Genomic DNA, 19,960 nt, shown 5'->3' with positions numbered 1-19,960 from the left:
TTTACTTATTGATTTTAAATATATGAAAAGGTAGTGTAGGATGCAACTCTATAAAATTCCATTCGTTGTACCAATTGTAACTACTGCCTGTAACTAAATCATTAACAGTAATTTGATGGCCAGGGTGTATACCAAGATCATTTAATGGCAATTGTACTGTGCCTTGTTGCACATAATAGTGATCTAAACTAACAATGATTAAAAGTTCATCGGTTCTGGCCTCATTCCATTTGTAATAGGCCATGAGATTGTCGTTTCCAATATGACAGAATTTAATATTGTTTGTCTGCTGAAGTGCTTCATGCTGATGACGAATATGATTAACCTTAGAAATTATAGTCGTCAACTTATTTTGAACAAACCAATCGTAGTGCTTTACCTCAAACTTTTCAGACATATAATATTCCTCTTTACCAGGAATCGGTTCGTCAAGCATTTGTTCAAATACTGGTCCATAAATACCTATGTTTGAACTTAATGTAGCCGCCAACACATACCTTTGAATATATTTAGACTCGTTTGATGCCTGTAAATGATATGGGTTAATATCTGGGGTATTTGGCCAGAAATTTGGACGCATATATTCGCGCTGGTCCGTTTGTGTCAATTCTGTTATGTACTCGGTCAATTCGTGTTTTGAATTTCTCCAAGTAAAATACGTATAGGATTGCGTATAACCTTGCTTGGCCAATTGCTGCATTACTTTGGGTTTTGTAAAAGCTTCCGATAAAAATATAACGTCTGGATGCTTCTTTTTAACTTCTGAAATTGCCCAATTCCAGAAATAATAAGGCTTAGTATGTGGATTATCGACTCTAAATATGTTAATACCGCATTCTTCTATCCAGTAGAGCAAGATATCTAAGCACTCTTGCCAAAGATTTTTGTAGTCTTTGCCCTCCCAATAAATCGGTAGAATATCCTGATACTTTTTTGGAGGGTTTTCCGCATACTGAACCGTTCCGTCTGGTCGCCATTTAAACCAATCTGGATGATCAGTTACCCAAGGATGGTCTGGCGCAGCTTGCAAGGCATAGTCCATAGCCACTTCTAAATTAAGGTCTTTAGCTTTCTGAACTAGAGCCTTAAACTCGTTAACAGTTCCCAATTGTGGATGAATATCTTTATGTCCACCATGTTTAGACCCTATTCCCCAAGTTGATCCTGAATCGTCTGGCTTGGCATCAGTTGTATTATTTCTACCCTTTCTATTGACTTCTCCAATGGGATGAATTGGCGGAAAATATAAGGTGTCGAATCCCATTTCTGCTATTCTAGGTAGCAAGCGCTCACAATCCTTAAACGTGCCATGTTTTCCTGGCACCTCTGATGAAGACCTAGGAAAAAATTCGTACCAAGTGCTGAATAAGGCCTTTTTTCTATCGACATAAATCTGCAGCTCTTTGGACTCATTGGCCAAATGCTTTTCAGGGTATTTCACAAATATATCATGAAGCTCAGAGCTAACGGCTTCCTTAATAGCCTCATTGTATTTAGATTCATCACCAAAAGCTTCAATGCAGTACTTAAGATATTGTTGTTCTTCTTTTGTTGCTTTTTTAATTAGTGGCTTTAAATACAAAACACCCTCCAATAGCTCAGATTTCACATGTTGATTATCATCAATTTTACGTTCTATACCATGCTGCCAGTTTAATGCATGATCGACCCAACCTTGAACCTTATAGCTATAAAATCCTTGTTTCTCTACTCTAAATGAAGCTTTCCATTCATCATTAATAACAAGGTGCATTCTTGACTCACTCCATTTTTTGGCATTTTCGTGTTTAAATAAAACTGAAGCAGCTATAACATCATGTCCATCTACGATGACATGGGCATCAACATTAACAATTTCATTTACAATACGTTTTATGAAAAACTCGCCGCAGTTGATTTGAGGTTTCACTGCATCTATAACTACTCGCCTTTGGTTATGCATAGTTTTGGTTGATTGTTTTGTTATTTATGCCACGAAAGTACTATACATTATTGACATATAAAAGACATTATGAATAGAGTAAGCACTATAACGTTTGAATGTTGACTAATATAATTTATTAGGGTATACTAGCTTTTAAGACAATACATCTTTCACCTTTTCATTCTTTGTGATCTTAGAAAGATTGATTGCTGTTTCAATAAGTGCAAGGTGCGAATAGGCTTGTGGAAAATTACCTAATAATCGCTTCGTTTCAAAATCCAAATCTTCACTAAACAGCCCTAAATGGTTACTATATGATAAAAGCTTTTCAAAGTGCTGAACCGCGTTCTTTTCCTCTCCAATTTTGTACAAGCTATTGATATACCAAAACGTACATATAGTAAATGAAGATGAAGGCAATCCAAAATCATCTTTGTTTTTATAACGATATAACAACCCATTATGGGACAAATCCCGCCCAATAGCTTTAACAGTGCTAACGTATTTAGGATGTTTGGCATCTATAAAGCCATAGGACTCCATTAAAAGAACAGAAGCATCTAAATCATCTGAGTCATAGGCTTGTGTAAAAGCTTTAGCCTTATCACTCCAAGCATTTACCATAATATCCTCCCTTATGGCTTCTTCTAATAATTGCCAACGTGCTAACTTTGAAGTTTTCCCTAACAACTTAGCGACTTTAATGGCCTTATCTACAGCTGTCCAGCATAATACTTTTGAGAAGGTAAAGTGTTGATCTTCCGACCTAAATTCCCAAATCCCTTTATCAGGTTCTTGCCAGTGTTTATTCACTACCCAAACTATACCCTTTGTAATGTTCCATAAGGCCTCTCCATCTTCAATGTCATTACTAAAATTCAATAGCAATTGATAAATCATGTCCATTAAGATACCGTAAATATCATTCTGTTTTTGTTTATAGGCCGCATTTCCTATCCTTACAGGACTTGAATTTTCATAACCTGATAAATGCTCCAAGAATTTTTCAGTTAATTTTTTTTCACCATTGATACCATACATAATTTGAAGTTTCTCATCCTTGTCTGGCATTAAATTGATAATAAACTTCAAATAACGCTTTGCTATATTTTTATGCCCTAAAGATGACATAACTTTAATCACCATTGAAGCATCACGAATCCAGCAAAAGCGGTAATCCCAATTTCTCACTTCACGTATGGTTTCTGGTAAGGACGTAGTCGCAGCCGCTAGGATAGCTCCCGTTTTGTCATAACTGAGCAGCTTTAAGGTCATAGCACTTCGGGCTATGTATGAGCTGTACTGTTTATAGGATGTTGTACGTTCCATCCAATTCAACCAATAAACTTTAGTACGTTCATATTCTAAAAATGCCATTTTTAGCGTAGGCACAAATAACTTTTCATGATAGCCTACCAAAAAGAAATAATCTGATGTAATCTCAAGTTCTTCGCTATTAATGAGCTTTTCTTTATTAACATCTGTGTATAGGAATAAGGTATCATAAGCTTCATTGTCGGTTAAGCTTACCACGAAGTCTTGTTTAATATAGGTTTTGGTCTCACCCTTGGCATATTCTAACTTGGGATTGTAATTAACTTTTAGCGTAGGTTTTCCAGACAAGTGTTTTACGTATCGTATAAACTCTGGCGGAGAATGATATGTGCCATTTTCCTTGTAATATCTCGGCATGAAATCCCTAATTTCAAAAGCATCCAGTCCATTACTAAATCTGGTCACCAAGACAACTGTATTCTCAATGTAGTGTTGATCAATACGGTAACTATCATCTACCTCAAAACCAAAAGACCCACCGATATTGCTGTCTAATAGCTTTCCAAAAACCGATGGCGAATCAAACTGCGGTAAACAGCACCAATCCACAGACCCTGTTTTGGAAACCAGAGCCGCGCTTCTGCAGTTGCCAATAATGCCATAATCTAAATTTTGCATATATCACTTTCTTTTTAGAGCAAAAAGCTTTTATTTTCTTAAATTAACGAAATACTATCATTTGGCGCAAATTATCTTTATGAATAAAACTATTATTGTTTCAAATCGTTTACCACTTCAAGTTGCTATAGATGAGAATTCATTGACTATCACTCCTAGTGTTGGTGGCTTGGCAACAGGAATGAAATCTGTACATGCAGAAGGAAATGGTATTTGGGTGGGTTGGTCTGGCATACCAGAAGATGAGATTGATTCAGCACTTTCCATAGAGGTAGATACTAAGATTAGAAATGCAAAATGCGTTTCTGTTCCCCTCAGTAGTGAAGATATTGAAGATTACTACGAAGGGTTTAGCAATAGAGCGCTTTGGCCGTTGTTCCATTACTTTATGGAATATACCTATTTTGAGCAACATGAATGGGAAGCCTATAAACGCGCCAACGAAAAGTTTGCTGAAGTCGTTATTGATAACTTGGAGGATGGTGATACAGTTTGGGTTCATGACTATCAACTATTACTGCTACCACAACTTATCAAAGATAAAAAACCGAATACAACCATAGGTTTCTTTTTACACATTCCCTTCCCTTCATATGAAATCTTTAGAACCTTTCCGTGGCGTGCCGAAATTTTAACAGGTATGCTAGGTGCAGACCTATTGGGTTTTCACACCTATGATTATGAACGCCATTTTTTGAGTTCCGTAAAACGTATCCTTCGATTAGATGTTAATTTCAATGAAATAAATTATCATGATCGAATTATAAAGGTTGACTCTTTCCCTATGGGCATTGACTATGATAAGTTTTACAATACGGCTCTAAAACATCATAGTGAAACTATTAAAAAGTCTGACCTTCGAAAACGTTTAGAAGAACATCTTACTGAAGATAAAAAATTGATTCTGTCTATCGACCGCATGGACTATACCAAGGGGATTCCCAATAGAATAAAGGCTTTTGAATATTTTCTCGACACATATCCTGAGTATAAAGAAAAAGTTCGATTGGTTATGTTGGCTGTACCATCACGTTCTAATGTTCCACAGTATCAAAAATTAAAACGTGAAACTGACGAGTTGGTAGGTAGGATAAACGGTAAGTTTGCCACAGTCAGTTGGACACCTATTTGGTATTATTACAGGTCATTACCTTTTGAAGACTTGATTGACCTCTATATCTCTTCGGATATTGCTTTGATTACTCCCATAAGAGATGGGATGAATTTAGTAGCCAAGGAATATGTGGCAACAAGAATCAAAGGCGATGGTGTCTTAATCTTAAGTGAAATGGCCGGCGCCTCCAAGGAAATGAACGAAGCATTACTAATTAACCCTAATAATTTTCAGAATTTTGCATGGAATCTTAAACGCGCATTAACCATGCCATTAGAAGAACAAAAAACCCGTATTAAGTTTTTACAAAAACGCTTAAAACGTTATGATGTAGAGAAATGGGCTAAAGAGTTTCTCAAATCTTTAGAAGCGACAAAACAAATAAAGAATGCTATAATTACAAAAAAACTATCAGGTGACTATGAGAATCATCTAATTGAAGACTTTAAAAATAAGAAGAAAAAACTTGTACTCTTGGATTATGACGGTACTTTGGTTGGTTTTAAGGATAATCCACAAGATGCGCAACCAGACGAAGCTTTGTTTAAACTACTAGACCAATTACAAGAACAGTCGACATTAGTTTTAATTAGTGGGCGCGATAAAGACACCTTTCAACGTTGGTTTGGTCATAAGCCGTATAATCTAGTAACAGATCACGGTGTGTGGCTATATGAGAAGAAAGAATGGGTTCAATTAGAACGCTTAAAAACTGACTGGATGCAAAGCATACGACCTATATTGGAAACCTTTAGGGATAGCACACCAAGCACATTTATCGAAACCAAAAACTACTCACTCGCTTGGCATTATCGGACTGCAGATCCTGAACTTGCTAAAATCCGGACCATGGAACTCAATACCGTACTTACAAGTATGGTTGCCAACAATGGCTTATCAATTCTGCAAGGAAATAAGGTCATTGAAATTAAGAGTAGTAACGTTAATAAAGGCAGGGTTGTAAGTCGTTTACTTACGCAAAATGACTATGATTTTATCATGGTTTTGGGCGATGATTGGACCGATGAATACATGTTTGAAGAAGCACCAGAATCCGCCTATACTATCAAAGTAGGTTTTACAAAAACCAAGGCAAAGTATCAAATAAAAGACCCAAATCAGGTACGACAATTACTTCAAAAATTGATTTGAAACAATATAAAAGTAAGTATGACCTTAATTAGGTCAAAAACACTAGCCGTGTCAGTTGAAACTCCTTTTACGGTAATAAATAAAAACTATCAAATAATTGTGCCTGGCAATATTACAGCGTCTTTCTTAACGACCACAATGCCATCCTTAATGACATATTTGTCGGTTTCAGTATCTTCGAGATGCGGTCCACCATTAATCTTCACATCATCCCCAATTCGGCAATTTTTATCTATTATGGTATTTTTAATAAAACAGCGCTCTCCTATTCCTATTAATACATCTATTTTTTTATTTTCAATATCCTCTAAAGATTCATAGGTGTCACTACCCATCATATACGTATTGATAACTATAGACTCCTTACCTATTCTAGAACGAATACCAATTACGGATTTTTCAATAGTAGCAGCATGTATTAGACACCCTTCCGCGATAACAGCTTTATTTAGTGTGGTACCCGAAATCTTTGACGTAGGTAAAATTCGAGCATTGGTGTAAATACGATTATCCAAATCGTAAAGATTGAATTTTGGAATTTCGTCAGTCAGCCCGAGGTTAGCCTCAAAGAATGAGTCTATGTTTCCAATATCAGTCCAATAACCTTCAAACGGAAAGCTCATAACCTTATGTTTATCGATATTTTGAGGAATAATCTCCTTCCCAAAATCAACGGTACTTTCATCATTCATTAATTCAATTAACAAATCCTTATTGAATACGTATATACCCGTAGAGCCCAAATACTCCCGTCCTTGTTGTCGCATCTCATCACTTACATCAGATTTCCAATCGACTATGGCGTCGATTGAAGGCTTCTCAACAAACGATGTGATTTGGTTGTTTTCATCGGTTTTTAAAATACCAAAAGCGGTTCCGTCCTTTGCAGTCACTGGATAGGTGCCCACAGAAATATCTGCCCCAGATGCAATATGTGCATCAATCATATCATTATAATCCATTTGATAAAGCTGGTCACCAGATAATATAAGCGCGTATTCAAAGTCGTGTTGTAGAAAATGATGCATCCCTTGCCTCACAGCATCCGCCGTACCTTGAAACCACTTATCACTTTTAATAGTTTGTTCGGCAGCAAGTACATCTACAAATGCCGAGCTAAAAAAGCTAAAATGATACGTGTTTTTTATATGTCTATTCAGTGATGCAGAATTAAATTGCGTTAAGACATACATACGTTTAATACTGGAGTTTATACAATTAGAGATCGGAATGTCTACCAATCGGTATTTACCCGCAATAGGAACAGCAGGTTTTGATCTTTGTTCCGTCAATGGGTATAAGCGAGACCCCTGGCCACCTCCTAATATTATGGATAAGACTTTATCGTTTATCATCGGTTTTTTATTAATGATTTGTAAATTGATTCTGTTTGTTTTGCTATGGCTTTCCAATCGAAAAAATCCTCTACTCGTTTTCTTCCATTCTTTGCCATTTTTATTCTTAATTCATTATCAGCGGTAAGTGTATTAATTCCACTTGCTAAATCTTTTGAGAACTGGTCTGGATTTACTGGTTCAAAAGGAGCAGCGTCTTGTTGCTCTAGATCAATCAATAAGCCTGTTTCACCTTCAACCACAACTTCTTTAATACCACCAACTGCACTTGCAACTACTGCAGTTTCACAAGCCATAGCCTCTATGTTAATAATACCAAAAGGCTCATAAATGGATGGGCAACAAAATACGTCGGCATGAGAATACAACTGAATGACATCCTTCTTATCTAGCATCTTATCAATCCAAAAGATATTGTCTCTGTTTTTAGAGGCTTCGGCTACAGCATCTTCCATTTCCCTAGCAATTTCATTGGTATCTGGTGCACCAGCACATAAGACAATTTGCGTGTCGGCATCAATATACTTTATGGCATTAACGAGATGGATAATCCCTTTCTGCCGTGTTATTCGTCCAACGAAGAGTACATAAGGTTTAGATTTATCTATACCATAAGCATCAAGGACGTCGGATTCTTCAACAACTACGTATTGGTCTAAATCTATACCATTATAGACAACTTGAACTTTATTTTCATCAACATCAAAATGTTTTAAGACATCATCTTTAGTCTCTTCAGAAACAGCAATCAAACAATCTGCCATTTCGATAGCTGTTTTTTCTATCCAGGATGAAGCATCATAACCTCTACCAAGCTGCTCGCGTTTCCAAGGTCTTAAAGGTTCTAACGAATGTGTCGTTACCACCAAAGGTAAACCATAGCAGAGTTTAGCCATAATACCTGCAAAATGCGAATACCAAGTATGGCAATGCACAATATCTGCATCAATAATATCAGCATTCATATGCAACCCTGTACCTAAGGTCTTGAAAACGGCTTTTAGTTTCTCATCACTATTAGCGAATAAGCCATCCTTAAATGGATATCCCTTTACACTTAAGCTATTGCCACTTATATCTTGGTCACCAAAAGCTCTGACTTCGACCTCAATAAGATCTGCTAATTCCTTAGCTAAGTACTCGACATGCACACCAGCACCTCCATAAACATAAGGTGGAAATTCTCTTGTAAGAAACAATGCTTTCATCAGTTTTTATAGAGTAGTAAATTACTTAAACAAATTATAATGTAAAATAACGAAATAATGTCATTCTACCTATCCTTCAAGTAAATTACTTAACAAAAACATAAACTTTAACCAATTAGTAATTTTGAACTATTGTTTTCGACAAAACTTACAATCAAAATTTTGTAATTTTATATCATGAAAAAGATTTTATTATTCGCTTTTGCCGGACTTCTTTTTAGCTGTAATAGTTCTGCCCAAAAGAAAGAAACCCAAGAAAAAGAAACCTTTCCAATTACCAAAACTGAAGCCGAATGGAAAGAACAACTTACTGAAAAACAGTATTACGTTTTACGCAAGGCTGGTACCGAACGACCTTTTTCAAGTCCTTTAAATAAAAATTATGAGAAAGGTGTGTATCATTGTGCGGCTTGCGATACGCCGTTATTTAAAAGTGAGCACAAATTTGATTCCGGTACTGGTTGGCCTAGCTTTGATAGAGAAATCGAAGGTAACATAGCGTTTTCTACAGATTACAACATTGGTTATGCGCGTACTGAAGAGCACTGCGCCACCTGCGGTGGACATCTTGGTCATGTGTTTAATGATGGGCCAAGGGAAACCACTGGTAAGCGTCATTGTATTAATGGTGTAGCATTAAAATTTGTCCCTGAAGACACTTCAGAAAAGAATGACTAGCTATCTCGAGAGCACCATAAAGCAGTTTAAATATTATAGGAGTCTGGGAGACAAAACTATATCTCAATTATCGTTTGAAGACTTAAAAAAGGAATTTGCTGAAGACTCCAATTCCGTTTCTATAATTGTTAAACACATGGTAGGAAATATGCTCAGCCGATGGACCAACTTTTTAACCGAGGATGGTGAAAAAGAATGGAGACACCGTGACGATGAATTTATAGATACTTATAATTCAAAAGATGATATCATTAACGCTTGGAATAAGGGATGGAATTGTTTGTTCCACGCCATTGAGCCGCTTTCTGAAAATGACTTAAAGAGAATTATATACATCAGAAACCAAGGCCATACAGTTACTGAAGCTATTAACAGACAAATGATGCACTATGCCTATCATACAGGACAAATTGTGTTTTTGGGTAAGCTCATAAAAGGAAAAAACTGGCAATCGTTATCAATAGCTAAGGGGAAATCAAAAGACTATAACTCGGAAAAGTTTTCTAAAGATAAAGGCAAAAGGCATTTTACAGATGACCTGTAGCGCAAGTTTTATGAAAACTTTATCTAAATAGGTACTTCTCCTATGTTTAGATTTCAATAGCGCCTTTTAAAATTCTGTTCGGAATTTGTTACTTTTGTATTCTCAAAATTTCAACTAAAAAATTACTCATGAGTAAATACGATATTATAGTATTGGGAAGCGGTCCTGGTGGTTATGTTACTGCGATTAGAGCCTCTCAATTAGGATTCAAAACTGCTATTGTAGAAAAAGAAAGCCTCGGTGGCGTTTGTTTAAATTGGGGCTGTATTCCAACAAAAGCGCTTTTAAAATCCGCTCAAGTTTTTGAATATCTCAAGCATGCAGAAGATTATGGCCTAAAAGTTAAAGACGCCGAACATGATTTTGATGCCGTTGTAAAACGAAGTCGTGGAGTTGCCGACGGTATGAGTAATGGTGTGAAGTTCTTAATGAAGAAGAATAAAATTGACGTTATTGAGGGCCATGGAAAGGTAAAGCCAGGAAAGAAAGTTGATGTCGACGGTAAGGAATATACTGCAGACCATATTATAATTGCTACTGGAGCGCGTTCTCGCGAATTGCCAAGTTTACCACAAGATGGTAAAAAAGTGATTGGTTACAGACAAGCGATGACCTTAAACAAACAACCTAAAAAAATGATTGTTGTTGGTTCAGGTGCCATAGGTGTTGAGTTTGCTTATTTCTATAATTCAATGGGAACTGAAGTTACTATTGTTGAATTTATGCCAAAAATTGTTCCAGTGGAAGATGATGAAGTGTCCAAGCAATTAGAGCGTAGCTTTAAAAAATCTGGTATAAAAATTATGACCTCTTCTGAGGTGACCTCTGTTGATACTTCTGGAAAAGGTGTTAAGGCCACCGTAAAAACCAAAAAAGGCGAAGAAGTCTTAGAAGCTGATATTTTATTATCTGCTGTAGGCATAAAATCTAACACAGAGAATATAGGTCTTGAGGATGTAGGTATTGCTGTAGACAGAGATAAAATCTTGGTCAACGATTATTACCAAACCAATATCCCGGGTTACTATGCCATAGGTGATGTTACTCCTGGTCAGGCATTGGCACATGTCGCTTCAGCAGAAGGGATTTTATGTGTTGAAAAAATCGCAGGCCACCATGTTGAGGCTTTAGATTATGGCAATATTCCTGGATGTACTTATTGTTCACCTGAAGTAGCCAGTGTTGGACTAACTGAAGCTCAAGCTAAAGAACAAGGTTACGATATTAAGGTTGGTAAATTTCCGTTTTCAGCTTCTGGTAAAGCAAGTGCTGGTGGAAATAAAGAAGGTTTTGTAAAAGTTATTTTTGACGCCAAATATGGCGAATGGTTAGGTTGCCACATGATTGGTGCTGGAGTGACCGACATGATTGCTGAAGCTGTTTTAGGAAGAAAATTAGAAACCACAGGACATGAAGTTTTAAAAGCTGTTCATCCGCATCCAACAATGAGCGAAGCCGTTATGGAAGCTGTTGCTGATGCTTATGATGAGGTGATTCACCTATAGGTAGTTGGCAGAAAAACAATAAATCCCAGATTTTTCAGTAAGAATTTGGGATTTATTAGATAGTTTAAAAGATAGTTAGATTTTAGAATTAGTATTATTACAACTTATATCCAATAGAAAGAAGATAAACACTTGAGTTTACAAATCTATCCTCGTTTTCTTTATTTTCTTTTAAAACATTATTAATGCTTCCATTAATACGAAGTGAAATAAACCAGCGGTTATATTCTCGCATTAGTCCAAACGTAATTCCGGTTTCAACAGAATTGTAAATATCAGATGCATCTTGCAAATCTCCCAAAGATTCTTCTTTTCTAGCGAGCGCAAAACTGACATATGGGCCAGCTTCAAGATACCATCCATAGTCAAGATAATATTTTGCTACTAAAGGAATATTCAAATAATTTAGTTTGACTTTAACATCATTTCTTGTGTCGGTTAATATAGTTCCTTGTTCAGAATAAATTATTTCTGGCTGAATACTAAAATCTTCAAAAAGTTCAATTTGCATAAAAGCGCCTATATGAAATGAATTTCTAAACTCGTTATCTTCGATATCACGTCCAAATGTTGCTAAATTAAGTCCACCTTTTATTCCAAAATCAGTTTGTGAAACTAACAATGAGGTGAAACTAATAGCAATAAAAAGAGCCCATATTTTCTTCATATTATACTTTAACAACTAAAGATTTCTTTCTCTATAATCTATAACCCAATCCAAGAAAGAGCACATTGGGTGACAGTTCTTCAAAGCCAATAGTATACTTCATGTGGATATCGAGCTTGGGAGAAAAATTATAAGCTAAACTAAGATCCACCCTTACCTTGAATTTATTTGAAAAAAAATCAAAAAAATAATTAAGACTGGGACCCACTAGAATATGAAAGTCTTTATTGATATCGTACTCCAAATAAATAGGAGCATTTAAAAATTGAAAATCCCTGATGTGAATATAAAGTAATTCTGGCTGAAGATGCAGCTTATCGTCTAACTCCATATTAAGAAAAATGCCGCCATAATAACCGATTTCTTCACTCGGATTAGTTCCAAAATCACCCTCAACCACTTTAAAAAAAGTAATATTAAGACCACCTTTTACTCCAAAATCAGTTTGCGCAACTAACATTGAGCTGAAACTAATGACTATAAAAAGAACAACTATTTTTTTCATACTAATCAATGAAGCTTTCTATAGCTAAATCATAACTCTTTAATCCAAAACCAAGAATGACTCCGTTTGCGTTTGGTGAAATAAAAGATTGATGTCTAAACTCCTCTCTGGAAAACGTATTAGAAATATGCACTTCTACAACGGATGTATCAATAGCTTTTACTGCATCACCAATACCTACTGAAGTATGCGTGTAAGCCGCTGCATTTAAAATAATCCCATCATAGGTAAAACCAACCTCTTGCAACTTATCTATAAGCTCACCTTCAACATTAGATTGATAGTAATCAATCTGTAAATCATTGTACTTTGATTTTAATTTTTGGAGATAATCTTCAAATGTTTCAGAACCATATATCGCAGGTTCACGCTTTCCTAACAAATTGAGATTCGGTCCATTTATAATGATTAAATGCTTCATAAAGTAAATATATAAAATATGCGTATAAAAAAACCGAAGCAATTGCTTCGGTTAAATATTTCAGGACGATTATTCTTTAAAATCTATAGCCCAGCCCTATTTGAAAATAATTAAATCGTGCTTTTACATCGAAATCTCCAATAACTGTGTCAAATTCACCTGCGCCTAAACCATTTAAAATCAACTCATCATCATTGATTCTGTTGGATAAAGCAAATGAGTACCTTGTATCTAAAATTATATTTTCAGTGATGTCATAAGATGCTCCTAAGGCGACACCTATTCCCAAACGATTTAAACCTATAGCATCCTCTTCATTTAATATATAGTCAAATTGTGGCCCAGCTTGCAAGTGAAACTTTTCATTAACTTTATATTCTGCTAAAACCGGCAAGATTAATACATCAGAATTTTCCCCGTCCTCACTGTAGCTAGCATAATGCAACTCTGGCTGAATTCCAAATTTATCAGAAATACCAAATTCTGAAAAGAACCCGACATAAAAACCAGAAACGTTTTCTGATGCAGAAGTCCCATCTAACGATACCCGGAGCGTAAGAGACGAGTAACCTGCCTTTATACCAAATTTTGGTTCTGTTGAAGTATTAGTATTTGAGTCATCTTGTGCAATTCCTTTTAGGGTAAAAAGCACCAGTGTAATAGCTAGTAAAAATGATTTTTTCATTTTAAATTATTGAATTTTTCAGTGTGCTAAAGTAAGTTTATAGTCACTTAAAATCTAATAAATAATGTTATTTTTTATTCTTTTTGAAAAACTTAGAATATAAAAAAAGAGGCTTTAAAGCCTCTTTTATAAATTTTAAACATTTTCTTTTCTTATAGGAAAAAATATCCTACAGATAAAGCTATTACTGAGTTCTTTGCGTCAACATCACTAATAACATCTGATAAACCTAAGCCGTAACGTGCTTGGAAAAATAATCCACTGTCCATTTTGTATTGAAGACCAGCTGCTAAACCAAAATCGACACCTTCAGCATCAAGATCACCAGCATCTTCTCCATCTACTTCAACACTGTCATTAATATTAAATGCCACTTGAGGACCAGCTTGAACGCTAAACCCCTCTGCTACTTCAAAACTAGCTAATATTGGTAAAGAGATATAATCTAATTTGCCAACAACATCTCCATCATTAGTTAGTCCTTGCGCAGAATAAAGTAATTCAGGTTGAACAGAAAATTTTTCTGAAATACCAATATTTGCTACAGCACCAAGGTGAAAACTTGTTCTCCCATCTGCATCTACATCATCTCCTGTAAGTGATGCGAAATTAACACCCGCTTTAGCACCAAAAGTAATGTCTTGTGCATTTACCGAAGCAAATGCGAATACTGCGAAAGCAGCTAAAAATAATTTTTTCATAATCTTTTAAGTTTTAAAATTGATTAGTACAAACTAAAGCCTTTTTTTTGACATAATAAAGTTTCTAGGCACAGTTATTAACAATTTTGTAAACATTTTTAATTAAAATTTTGATTTTCAGAATATTAAAAATATTGTTATTAACAATTATTTGTGAAAATACGATGAATTACGTAGTCTTATCAGTACATTTGGTACCAATACCGTCAGTTTAATTATGAATTGGTCTCAAGCAATAACGGATTACCAACATTATTTAAAAATCGAACGTGGATTGTCCAAAAACTCTATTGAGAACTACAGCTACGATATTAAAAAGCTTATCAATTATCTCGAAGAAAACAATATTAATTCTTCACCTGTTAGCATTAACAAAGAAGTTATTAAACAGTTTATATATTCCATTTCCAAAACCTTAAAACCTAGGTCCCAAGGACGCTTAATTTCTGGCTTGAGGAATTTCTTCGACTATCTTATCTTCGAGAATTACCGTGAAGCAAATCCCATGGATTTGATTGAATCACCTAAAATTGGTAGAAAACTTCCTGATACCTTATCCGTTAGTGATATTGATTTGTTAATACGTACCATAGATTTAAGCTATCAATATAATGGTGTAAACCTTGGAGAGCGTAATAGAGCTATTATAGAAACCTTATATAGTTGTGGATTGCGTGTCAGTGAACTGATAGAACTAAAATTGTCTGACTTGTTCTTTGACGAAGGTTTTATAAAAGTAACAGGAAAGGGTAACAAACAACGTTTTGTCCCTATTGGTGAAACCACGCAAAAGTTTATAAATATTTGGAGAGCTATAAGAAATCACATTGATGTAGCGCCTAGTTCAAAAGATGTCTTGTTCTTGAATTACAAAGGCGAAAAACTCACTAGAGCGATGATTTTCACCATTATAAAAAAACTTGTTGAAAAATCCGGTTTAAAAAAGACCGTTTCCCCTCACACATTTAGACATTCTTTTGCGACACATTTATTAGAAAATGGTGCAGATTTAAGAGCTATTCAAATGATGCTAGGTCATGAAAGTATTACTACTACAGAAGTTTATATGCATGTTGACCGATCTCATTTAAGCGATGTACTCAATAAATTCCACCCCAGAAAATAGATTAGTGATTAGTGATTAGTGATTAGTGATTAGTGAAGCTTAAACAAGCTCGTATACTGAAAAAACCTAAACTTATAGAATTATCAACAACCTAACACCTAACACCTAACACCTAACACCTAACACCTAACACCTAACACCTAACACCTAACAAAAATACTATTTAGCAATATTGACTGCTCTTGTTTCCCTAATTACAGTAACTTTTACTTGTCCTGGATAGGTCATATCTGTTTGGATTTTCTGCGAGATTTCGAAAGAAAGACTAGCCGCTTTGTCATCAGAAACTTTTTCACTTTCTACAATGACACGTAACTCTCTACCTGCTTGAATCGCGTAAGCCTTCTTTACACCATTAAATCCAAAGGCAACGTTCTCCAAGTCCTTCAATCGCTGTATGTAAGAATCCAGAACTTGACGCCTTGCTCCTGGTCGAGCACCGGATATGGCATCACAAACTTGTATAATTGGTGACAATAATGTCGTCATCTCTATCTCATCATGGTGTGCTCCTATTGCATTGCACACCTCAGGTTTTTCACCGTGCTTTTCTGCCCATTGCATTCCAAGAATTGCGTGTGGTGTTTCCACATCAGTTTCTGAAGATGGAACCTTACCTATATCATGCAATAATCCAGCACGTTTAGCTAGTTTTGGATTTAACCCAAGCTCTGCTGCCATCACGCCACAAAGCTTTGCTACCTCTCTAGAGTGTTGCAGTAGGTTTTGTCCATAAGATGAGCGGTATTTCATTCGCCCAACCATTTTAATCAATTCTGGATGTAAACCATGAATTCCCAAATCAATGACGGTACGCTTACCAACCTCAATAATCTCCTGTTCAATTTGTTTAGTAGTTTTTCTAACCACTTCCTCAATACGAGCAGGATGGATTCTTCCATCTGTGACTAATCTATGGAGTGACAAACGTGCTATTTCGCGTCTCACAGAATCAAAACAAGATAAAATAATAGCTTCTGGTGTATCATCAACAATAATTTCTACTCCCGTGGCAGCCTCAATGGCTCTGATATTCCGACCTTCCCTACCGATAATTCTTCCTTTAACATCATCGGATTCGATATTAAAAACCGACACACAATTATCAATGGCCTCTTCGGTTCCTATGCGCTGTATTGTATTTATTATGATTTTCTTGGCCTCTTGTTGAGCGGTTAATTTTGCTTCTTCTAACCGTTCTTGTACAAAAGCCATAGCATCAGTTTTCGCTTCTTCTTTAAGTGATTCTACCAATTGTTCCTTGGCTTCTTCTGCAGATAATTGGGATATTACCTCTAATTGTTTTATCTGACTTTTATGTGCTTTTTCTACTTCATCTTTTTTCTTTTCTAAAAATTCTAACCTGAAGTCATAATGTTTTACTTTGTCTTCTAAGGATTGATTTGCCTTTTTTGCTTTCGCAAGTTCATTGGAAACTTGAGATTCCTTATCTCTAATTCGTTTTTCGGCTTCAGCCATTTTCTTATCTCTCGATAAAATCACTTTTTCATGCTCAGCCTTAAGCTCAATAAACTTTTCCTTAGCTTGAAGAATTTTATCCTTTTTTAGTGATTCGGCATCTGTTTTTGCTTGTTTTAATATAGATTTCGACTCACTCTCAGCATTGGCAATAAGTTTGGATGCTTTTCCTTTCTCAAGAGATTTGGCAATAATATAACCTAATATTAATCCCAATACTAATCCGCCTATAATATATAAAATTGTATTAGTGTCCATTTTAGTTATTTAGTTTAGTATATAAAAAAAGCCTACATCAGTTTTGGATTCTGTATAAACTCCTTAAAAACAAGTTTAGGGCTAACAAACTGATCAAGGATCCATTCTAAGATGGCTTGCTTTTACAATTTCAACTCACCCTTTTTAAAGAATTAACGTTGAGTTTATCAAAAAATATAACTAATGTAGGCAGTAACCTTTTTGTATTTTAAAGAACGTACGAGTTAAATATGCTTGCTAAGAAGATCGTTCAAAGCTTCTAACTTCTGATGAACTTCTTCATTAACATATTGTTTATCTATTGACTTTTGCTCTACTTGAGCTGCAAACTGTAGGGCACACATCGCCAAAACATCTTGCTTATCCCTAACAGAATAATTTTGCTCAAATTGTCCAATCATATCCTCAATTTTCTTTGTGGCTTTACGCAATCCTTCTTCTTGCTTTGGGTTAATCGTCAAAGGATAAACCCTATTGGCAATGGAAAGCTTGATTTTTAATTGATTTGACATTTAGTCTAATTTACAACTTTATTCTGAGAGTTGACCTATACAGTGGTCAATATCTCTTATAAGTGCATTTATTTTGAGCTTAGTTTCTCGTTTATTTTCGTCACTACCAAGCATTGAATTTGCAATCTTGAGTGTTTCATATTTCTCGGCCCAAGAAGCAATTTCCTCCTGTTGCTCCAAAAGCTTTTTTTGTTGCTTTTCTAGTTGTTCGGAGAGCTTGGCATTGGTTTGCCTTAAGACCTCTTGCTTGTGTAAAACCTTACTGATTTTATTCTCTAGAGCATCAACAATGTCTTCTATTTTACTCATTAAAGTAATTCAATACTATCGAAACAAAGTTAATATACCAAATGAAAAAACACAATTCTTTTACAATTATTTTTGTTTAGCATAACATTAGAAGAATTAAAACGTTCAGAAAAATAATACAAATTTTAGGTTTGCAAATTTTAATCAAATTGATATTTTAGCTATCTAGTACTCAATATGAAAAAGTTCCTGATTCTTTTATTAATTACTTATTCTACATTTGCTCAATCTGAGTATCCGCAGGACTATTTTAAAAATCCATTAGATATTACTTTGGTACTATCCGGTACTTTTGGAGAACTACGTTCTTCACATTTTCATGCTGGTATAGACTTTAAAACGCAACAAAGACAAGGCCTTAAGGTATACGCATCAGCCGAAGGCTATATAAGCAGAATAAAGATATCCCATTATGGCTATGGAAAGGCTCTGTATATTACTCATCCTAATGGGTACACAACAGTGTATGGGCACCTTCAAAAATTTTCTGAACGATTAGAAAAGTACATTAAAGAATGCCAGTACGAAAAGGAAAGCTTCGAAGTAGAAGTTTTTCCTGGGTCGGAAGAACTTATGATTGCACCTAATGAGGTTATAGCCTATTCAGGAAATACAGGAAGTTCTGGTGGTCCACATTTACACTTTGAGATTAGAGATAATCAAGAGCGGCCTATGAATCCAATGATTTTTGGGATTAGAGCCAAAGACACTAAGCCACCCTTTGTGTCAGCAGTATATGCCTATCCTAAAGATAATGATGCTGTAATAAATGGTAAAAGTGAGAGAGTTCCGCTTCGATTAATTCCTCAAAAAAGTGGCAGTTATGAAGTTGAAAAAATTACAGCCTATGGTAATATAGGTTTCGGTATTACATCTTACGATAAGCAAGACTTGGCTCCAAATAACAATGGCGTAAGCAATATTCAAACATTTTTCAATGGAAATAAAAGTTTAGAAATAGACTTTAAAAGATTCAGTTTTGATGAATCCAAACATATTAAGCGATTAATCGATTATGGCTATTTCAAGGAAAATAAGTCCAGAATCCAAAAACTATTTATCGAAAAAAACAACCCTTTAAGTCTCTATAAAGATGCCTATGATAATGGTTACCTTAGAATAGAAGATAGTACATCATCAGTCTATAAAGTTAGAATACGCGACTACGAGGGCAATGAGACTTGGGTAAATATACCCATTACTGGAAAATACGAAAAGCTTAAAAAGGATATCGAAGACCATTCTGATAAGTCTGTTATCTACACTAATGAATCTTCAGAACTTAAGGCTGGAAATATAAAAGTGAATTTTTATGAAAATACCGTTTATGATGATGTATTAGTTGATTTTAAGGTTAACTCAGATACGCTTCATTTACATACGGACAATATTCCGCTTCAAAAAAATTTCTATATCAATTATGATTTAAGTAATTATAAGTCAGAGCACTTAGACAAGGTATTCATTGCCCGATTATATGGCTATTACAAAAAGCCAAGTTACGTCTCAACCAAACGTAAAGGACATATTCTAAGTGCGGGGAGCAAAACTCTTGGCACCTATACCCTAGCCATGGATACTATAGCGCCAACTATAAAACCTATTAATTTTCAGAACAAAAAATGGTTAAGTAAATACCGCTACTTAAAGGTAAAAATAGATGACGACCTCTCTGGAATTAGCAAATACAGGGCAACGGTAAATGGTAAATGGATTTTAATGGAGTACGATTATAAAACAAAAACACTTGTGCACGATTTTAATGATAATATCGTTAAAGACACAAAGAACGATTTAAAGATAATTGTTACCGATAATGTTGGAAATAGTTCTACATTTGAGGCAACATTTTTTAGAAAATAAA

18 protein-coding genes and 1 other RNA gene are annotated in these 19,960 nt (G+C 35.2%); 6 read left to right on the top strand and 13 right to left on the bottom strand.

What is annotated here, in order from left to right:
* Position 1: 1 nt before the first annotated feature.
* Together Q0992_RS15820 and Q0992_RS15815 are read right to left on the bottom strand one after the other, a co-directional pair.
* A complete protein-coding gene (locus tag Q0992_RS15820; protein WP_299526686.1) occupies positions 2–1,942 on the bottom strand; it encodes an alpha-1,4-glucan--maltose-1-phosphate maltosyltransferase in 1,941 nt (646 codons plus the stop codon).
* 135 nt (positions 1,943–2,077) lie between these two features.
* Positions 2,078–3,877, bottom strand: coding sequence for a glycoside hydrolase family 15 protein (locus Q0992_RS15815; protein WP_299526684.1), 1,800 nt, complete (start codon positions 3,875–3,877; stop codon positions 2,078–2,080).
* A 79-nt stretch (positions 3,878–3,956) separates the two neighbouring features.
* Here Q0992_RS15815 and Q0992_RS15810 point away from each other — a divergent pair, with 79 nt between their 5' ends.
* On the top strand, positions 3,957–6,143 hold the full coding sequence (locus tag Q0992_RS15810; protein ID WP_299526682.1) for a bifunctional alpha,alpha-trehalose-phosphate synthase (UDP-forming)/trehalose-phosphatase: 2,187 nt from the start codon (positions 3,957–3,959) through the stop codon (positions 6,141–6,143).
* A gap of 89 nt (positions 6,144–6,232) precedes the next feature.
* Here Q0992_RS15810 and Q0992_RS15805 read toward each other — a convergent pair whose 3' ends face one another.
* Together Q0992_RS15805 and glgA are read right to left on the bottom strand one after the other, a co-directional pair.
* Positions 6,233–7,498, bottom strand: a complete 1,266-nt coding sequence (locus tag Q0992_RS15805; protein ID WP_299526680.1) for a glucose-1-phosphate adenylyltransferase — start codon at positions 7,496–7,498, stop codon at positions 6,233–6,235.
* Entirely contained in the window at positions 7,495–8,706 is a 1,212-nt protein-coding gene (glgA, locus tag Q0992_RS15800) for a glycogen synthase (RefSeq protein ID WP_299526678.1), read from the bottom strand. Before glgA ends, Q0992_RS15805 begins: the two co-directional genes overlap by 4 nt.
* 177 nt (positions 8,707–8,883) lie before the next feature.
* Here glgA and msrB point away from each other — a divergent pair, with 177 nt between their 5' ends.
* The 3 genes from msrB to lpdA all read left to right on the top strand — a co-directional run bounded on the left by msrB (position 8,884) and on the right by lpdA (position 11,433).
* Positions 8,884–9,384: a peptide-methionine (R)-S-oxide reductase MsrB gene (gene msrB, locus Q0992_RS15795; RefSeq protein ID WP_299526676.1), complete on the top strand. Its 501-nt coding sequence runs from the start codon at positions 8,884–8,886 to the stop codon at positions 9,382–9,384.
* On the top strand, positions 9,377–9,928 hold the full coding sequence (locus Q0992_RS15790; RefSeq protein WP_299526675.1) for a DinB family protein: 552 nt from the start codon (positions 9,377–9,379) through the stop codon (positions 9,926–9,928). Before msrB ends, Q0992_RS15790 begins: the two co-directional genes overlap by 8 nt.
* A 128-nt stretch (positions 9,929–10,056) precedes the next feature.
* Positions 10,057–11,433 (top strand): dihydrolipoyl dehydrogenase, encoded by a 1,377-nt coding sequence (lpdA, locus tag Q0992_RS15785; protein ID WP_299526673.1) that lies wholly within the window; start codon positions 10,057–10,059, stop codon positions 11,431–11,433.
* Positions 11,434–11,530: 97 nt separating this feature from the next.
* On the opposite strand, the gene Q0992_RS15780 is transcribed toward lpdA, so the two are convergent.
* The 5 genes from Q0992_RS15780 to Q0992_RS15760 all read right to left on the bottom strand — a co-directional run bounded on the left by Q0992_RS15780 (position 11,531) and on the right by Q0992_RS15760 (position 14,412).
* The gene (locus Q0992_RS15780) at positions 11,531–12,100 is read right to left on the bottom strand and encodes a porin family protein (protein ID WP_299526671.1); all 570 of its coding nucleotides are present in this window, start codon (positions 12,098–12,100) and stop codon (positions 11,531–11,533) included.
* A 31-nt stretch (positions 12,101–12,131) separates the two neighbouring features.
* Entirely contained in the window at positions 12,132–12,605 is a 474-nt protein-coding gene (locus Q0992_RS15775; protein ID WP_299526669.1) for a hypothetical protein, read from the bottom strand.
* A gap of 1 nt (position 12,606) precedes the next feature.
* A complete protein-coding gene (gene aroQ / locus Q0992_RS15770) occupies positions 12,607–13,026 on the bottom strand; it encodes a type II 3-dehydroquinate dehydratase (protein WP_299526667.1) in 420 nt (139 codons plus the stop codon).
* 76 nt (positions 13,027–13,102) lie between these two features.
* Complete coding sequence (locus Q0992_RS15765; protein WP_299526665.1) at positions 13,103–13,711, bottom strand: porin family protein; 609 nt, start codon at positions 13,709–13,711, stop codon at positions 13,103–13,105.
* A 152-nt stretch (positions 13,712–13,863) separates the two neighbouring features.
* Positions 13,864–14,412 (bottom strand): porin family protein, encoded by a 549-nt coding sequence (locus Q0992_RS15760; protein WP_299526663.1) that lies wholly within the window; start codon positions 14,410–14,412, stop codon positions 13,864–13,866.
* 217 nt (positions 14,413–14,629) lie between these two features.
* Between Q0992_RS15760 and xerA the strand changes: the two genes are divergently transcribed.
* Entirely contained in the window at positions 14,630–15,538 is a 909-nt protein-coding gene (xerA, locus tag Q0992_RS15755; RefSeq protein WP_299526661.1) for a site-specific tyrosine recombinase/integron integrase, read from the top strand.
* A gap of 159 nt (positions 15,539–15,697) precedes the next feature.
* Here xerA and rny read toward each other — a convergent pair whose 3' ends face one another.
* From rny to Q0992_RS15735, 4 genes are all read right to left on the bottom strand, one after another.
* Positions 15,698–17,275 carry a ribonuclease Y gene (gene rny / locus Q0992_RS15750; protein ID WP_299526659.1) on the bottom strand — a complete coding sequence of 526 codons (1,578 nt, stop codon included), beginning with the start codon at positions 17,273–17,275 and terminating at the stop codon, positions 15,698–15,700.
* A gap of 56 nt (positions 17,276–17,331) precedes the next feature.
* Positions 17,332–17,439: non-coding RNA, 6S RNA (gene ssrS, locus Q0992_RS15745), on the bottom strand.
* Between the two features lie 60 nt (positions 17,440–17,499).
* The gene (locus tag Q0992_RS15740; protein WP_299526657.1) at positions 17,500–17,787 is read right to left on the bottom strand and encodes a cell division protein ZapA; all 288 of its coding nucleotides are present in this window, start codon (positions 17,785–17,787) and stop codon (positions 17,500–17,502) included.
* A gap of 18 nt (positions 17,788–17,805) precedes the next feature.
* A complete protein-coding gene (locus Q0992_RS15735) occupies positions 17,806–18,096 on the bottom strand; it encodes a hypothetical protein (RefSeq protein WP_299526655.1) in 291 nt (96 codons plus the stop codon).
* A 177-nt stretch (positions 18,097–18,273) separates the two neighbouring features.
* Between Q0992_RS15735 and Q0992_RS15730 the strand changes: the two genes are divergently transcribed.
* Positions 18,274–19,959, top strand: a complete 1,686-nt coding sequence (locus Q0992_RS15730; protein ID WP_299526653.1) for a M23 family metallopeptidase — start codon at positions 18,274–18,276, stop codon at positions 19,957–19,959.
* Position 19,960: the final 1 nt, after the last annotated feature.

It is taken from the genome of Winogradskyella sp., assembly GCF_028289625.1.
GTDB lineage: Bacteria > Bacteroidota > Bacteroidia > Flavobacteriales > Flavobacteriaceae > Winogradskyella.
Note: the sequence above shows the minus strand (reverse complement) of the source record. Positions and strands in the feature narration are given on the sequence as shown.

Bases quoted from the DNA above. Each gene is read 5' to 3' on its own strand.
- Q0992_RS15820 (WP_299526686.1), bottom strand. From the start codon at position 1,942: ATGCATAACCAAAGGCGAGTAGTTATAGATGCAGTGAAACCTCAAATC.
- Q0992_RS15815 (WP_299526684.1), bottom strand. From the start codon at position 3,877: ATGCAAAATTTAGATTATGGCATTATTGGCAACTGCAGAAGCGCGGCT.
- Q0992_RS15810 (WP_299526682.1), top strand. From the start codon at position 3,957: ATGAATAAAACTATTATTGTTTCAAATCGTTTACCACTTCAAGTTGCT.
- Q0992_RS15805 (WP_299526680.1), bottom strand. From the start codon at position 7,498: ATGATAAACGATAAAGTCTTATCCATAATATTAGGAGGTGGCCAGGGG.
- glgA (WP_299526678.1), bottom strand. From the start codon at position 8,706: ATGAAAGCATTGTTTCTTACAAGAGAATTTCCACCTTATGTTTATGGA.
- msrB (WP_299526676.1), top strand. From the start codon at position 8,884: ATGAAAAAGATTTTATTATTCGCTTTTGCCGGACTTCTTTTTAGCTGT.
- Q0992_RS15790 (WP_299526675.1), top strand. From the start codon at position 9,377: ATGACTAGCTATCTCGAGAGCACCATAAAGCAGTTTAAATATTATAGG.
- lpdA (WP_299526673.1), top strand. From the start codon at position 10,057: ATGAGTAAATACGATATTATAGTATTGGGAAGCGGTCCTGGTGGTTAT.
- Q0992_RS15780 (WP_299526671.1), bottom strand. From the start codon at position 12,100: ATGAAGAAAATATGGGCTCTTTTTATTGCTATTAGTTTCACCTCATTG.
- Q0992_RS15775 (WP_299526669.1), bottom strand. From the start codon at position 12,605: ATGAAAAAAATAGTTGTTCTTTTTATAGTCATTAGTTTCAGCTCAATG.
- aroQ (WP_299526667.1), bottom strand. From the start codon at position 13,026: ATGAAGCATTTAATCATTATAAATGGACCGAATCTCAATTTGTTAGGA.
- Q0992_RS15765 (WP_299526665.1), bottom strand. From the start codon at position 13,711: ATGAAAAAATCATTTTTACTAGCTATTACACTGGTGCTTTTTACCCTA.
- Q0992_RS15760 (WP_299526663.1), bottom strand. From the start codon at position 14,412: ATGAAAAAATTATTTTTAGCTGCTTTCGCAGTATTCGCATTTGCTTCG.
- xerA (WP_299526661.1), top strand. From the start codon at position 14,630: ATGAATTGGTCTCAAGCAATAACGGATTACCAACATTATTTAAAAATC.
- rny (WP_299526659.1), bottom strand. From the start codon at position 17,275: ATGGACACTAATACAATTTTATATATTATAGGCGGATTAGTATTGGGA.
- Q0992_RS15740 (WP_299526657.1), bottom strand. From the start codon at position 17,787: ATGTCAAATCAATTAAAAATCAAGCTTTCCATTGCCAATAGGGTTTAT.
- Q0992_RS15735 (WP_299526655.1), bottom strand. From the start codon at position 18,096: ATGAGTAAAATAGAAGACATTGTTGATGCTCTAGAGAATAAAATCAGT.
- Q0992_RS15730 (WP_299526653.1), top strand. From the start codon at position 18,274: ATGAAAAAGTTCCTGATTCTTTTATTAATTACTTATTCTACATTTGCT.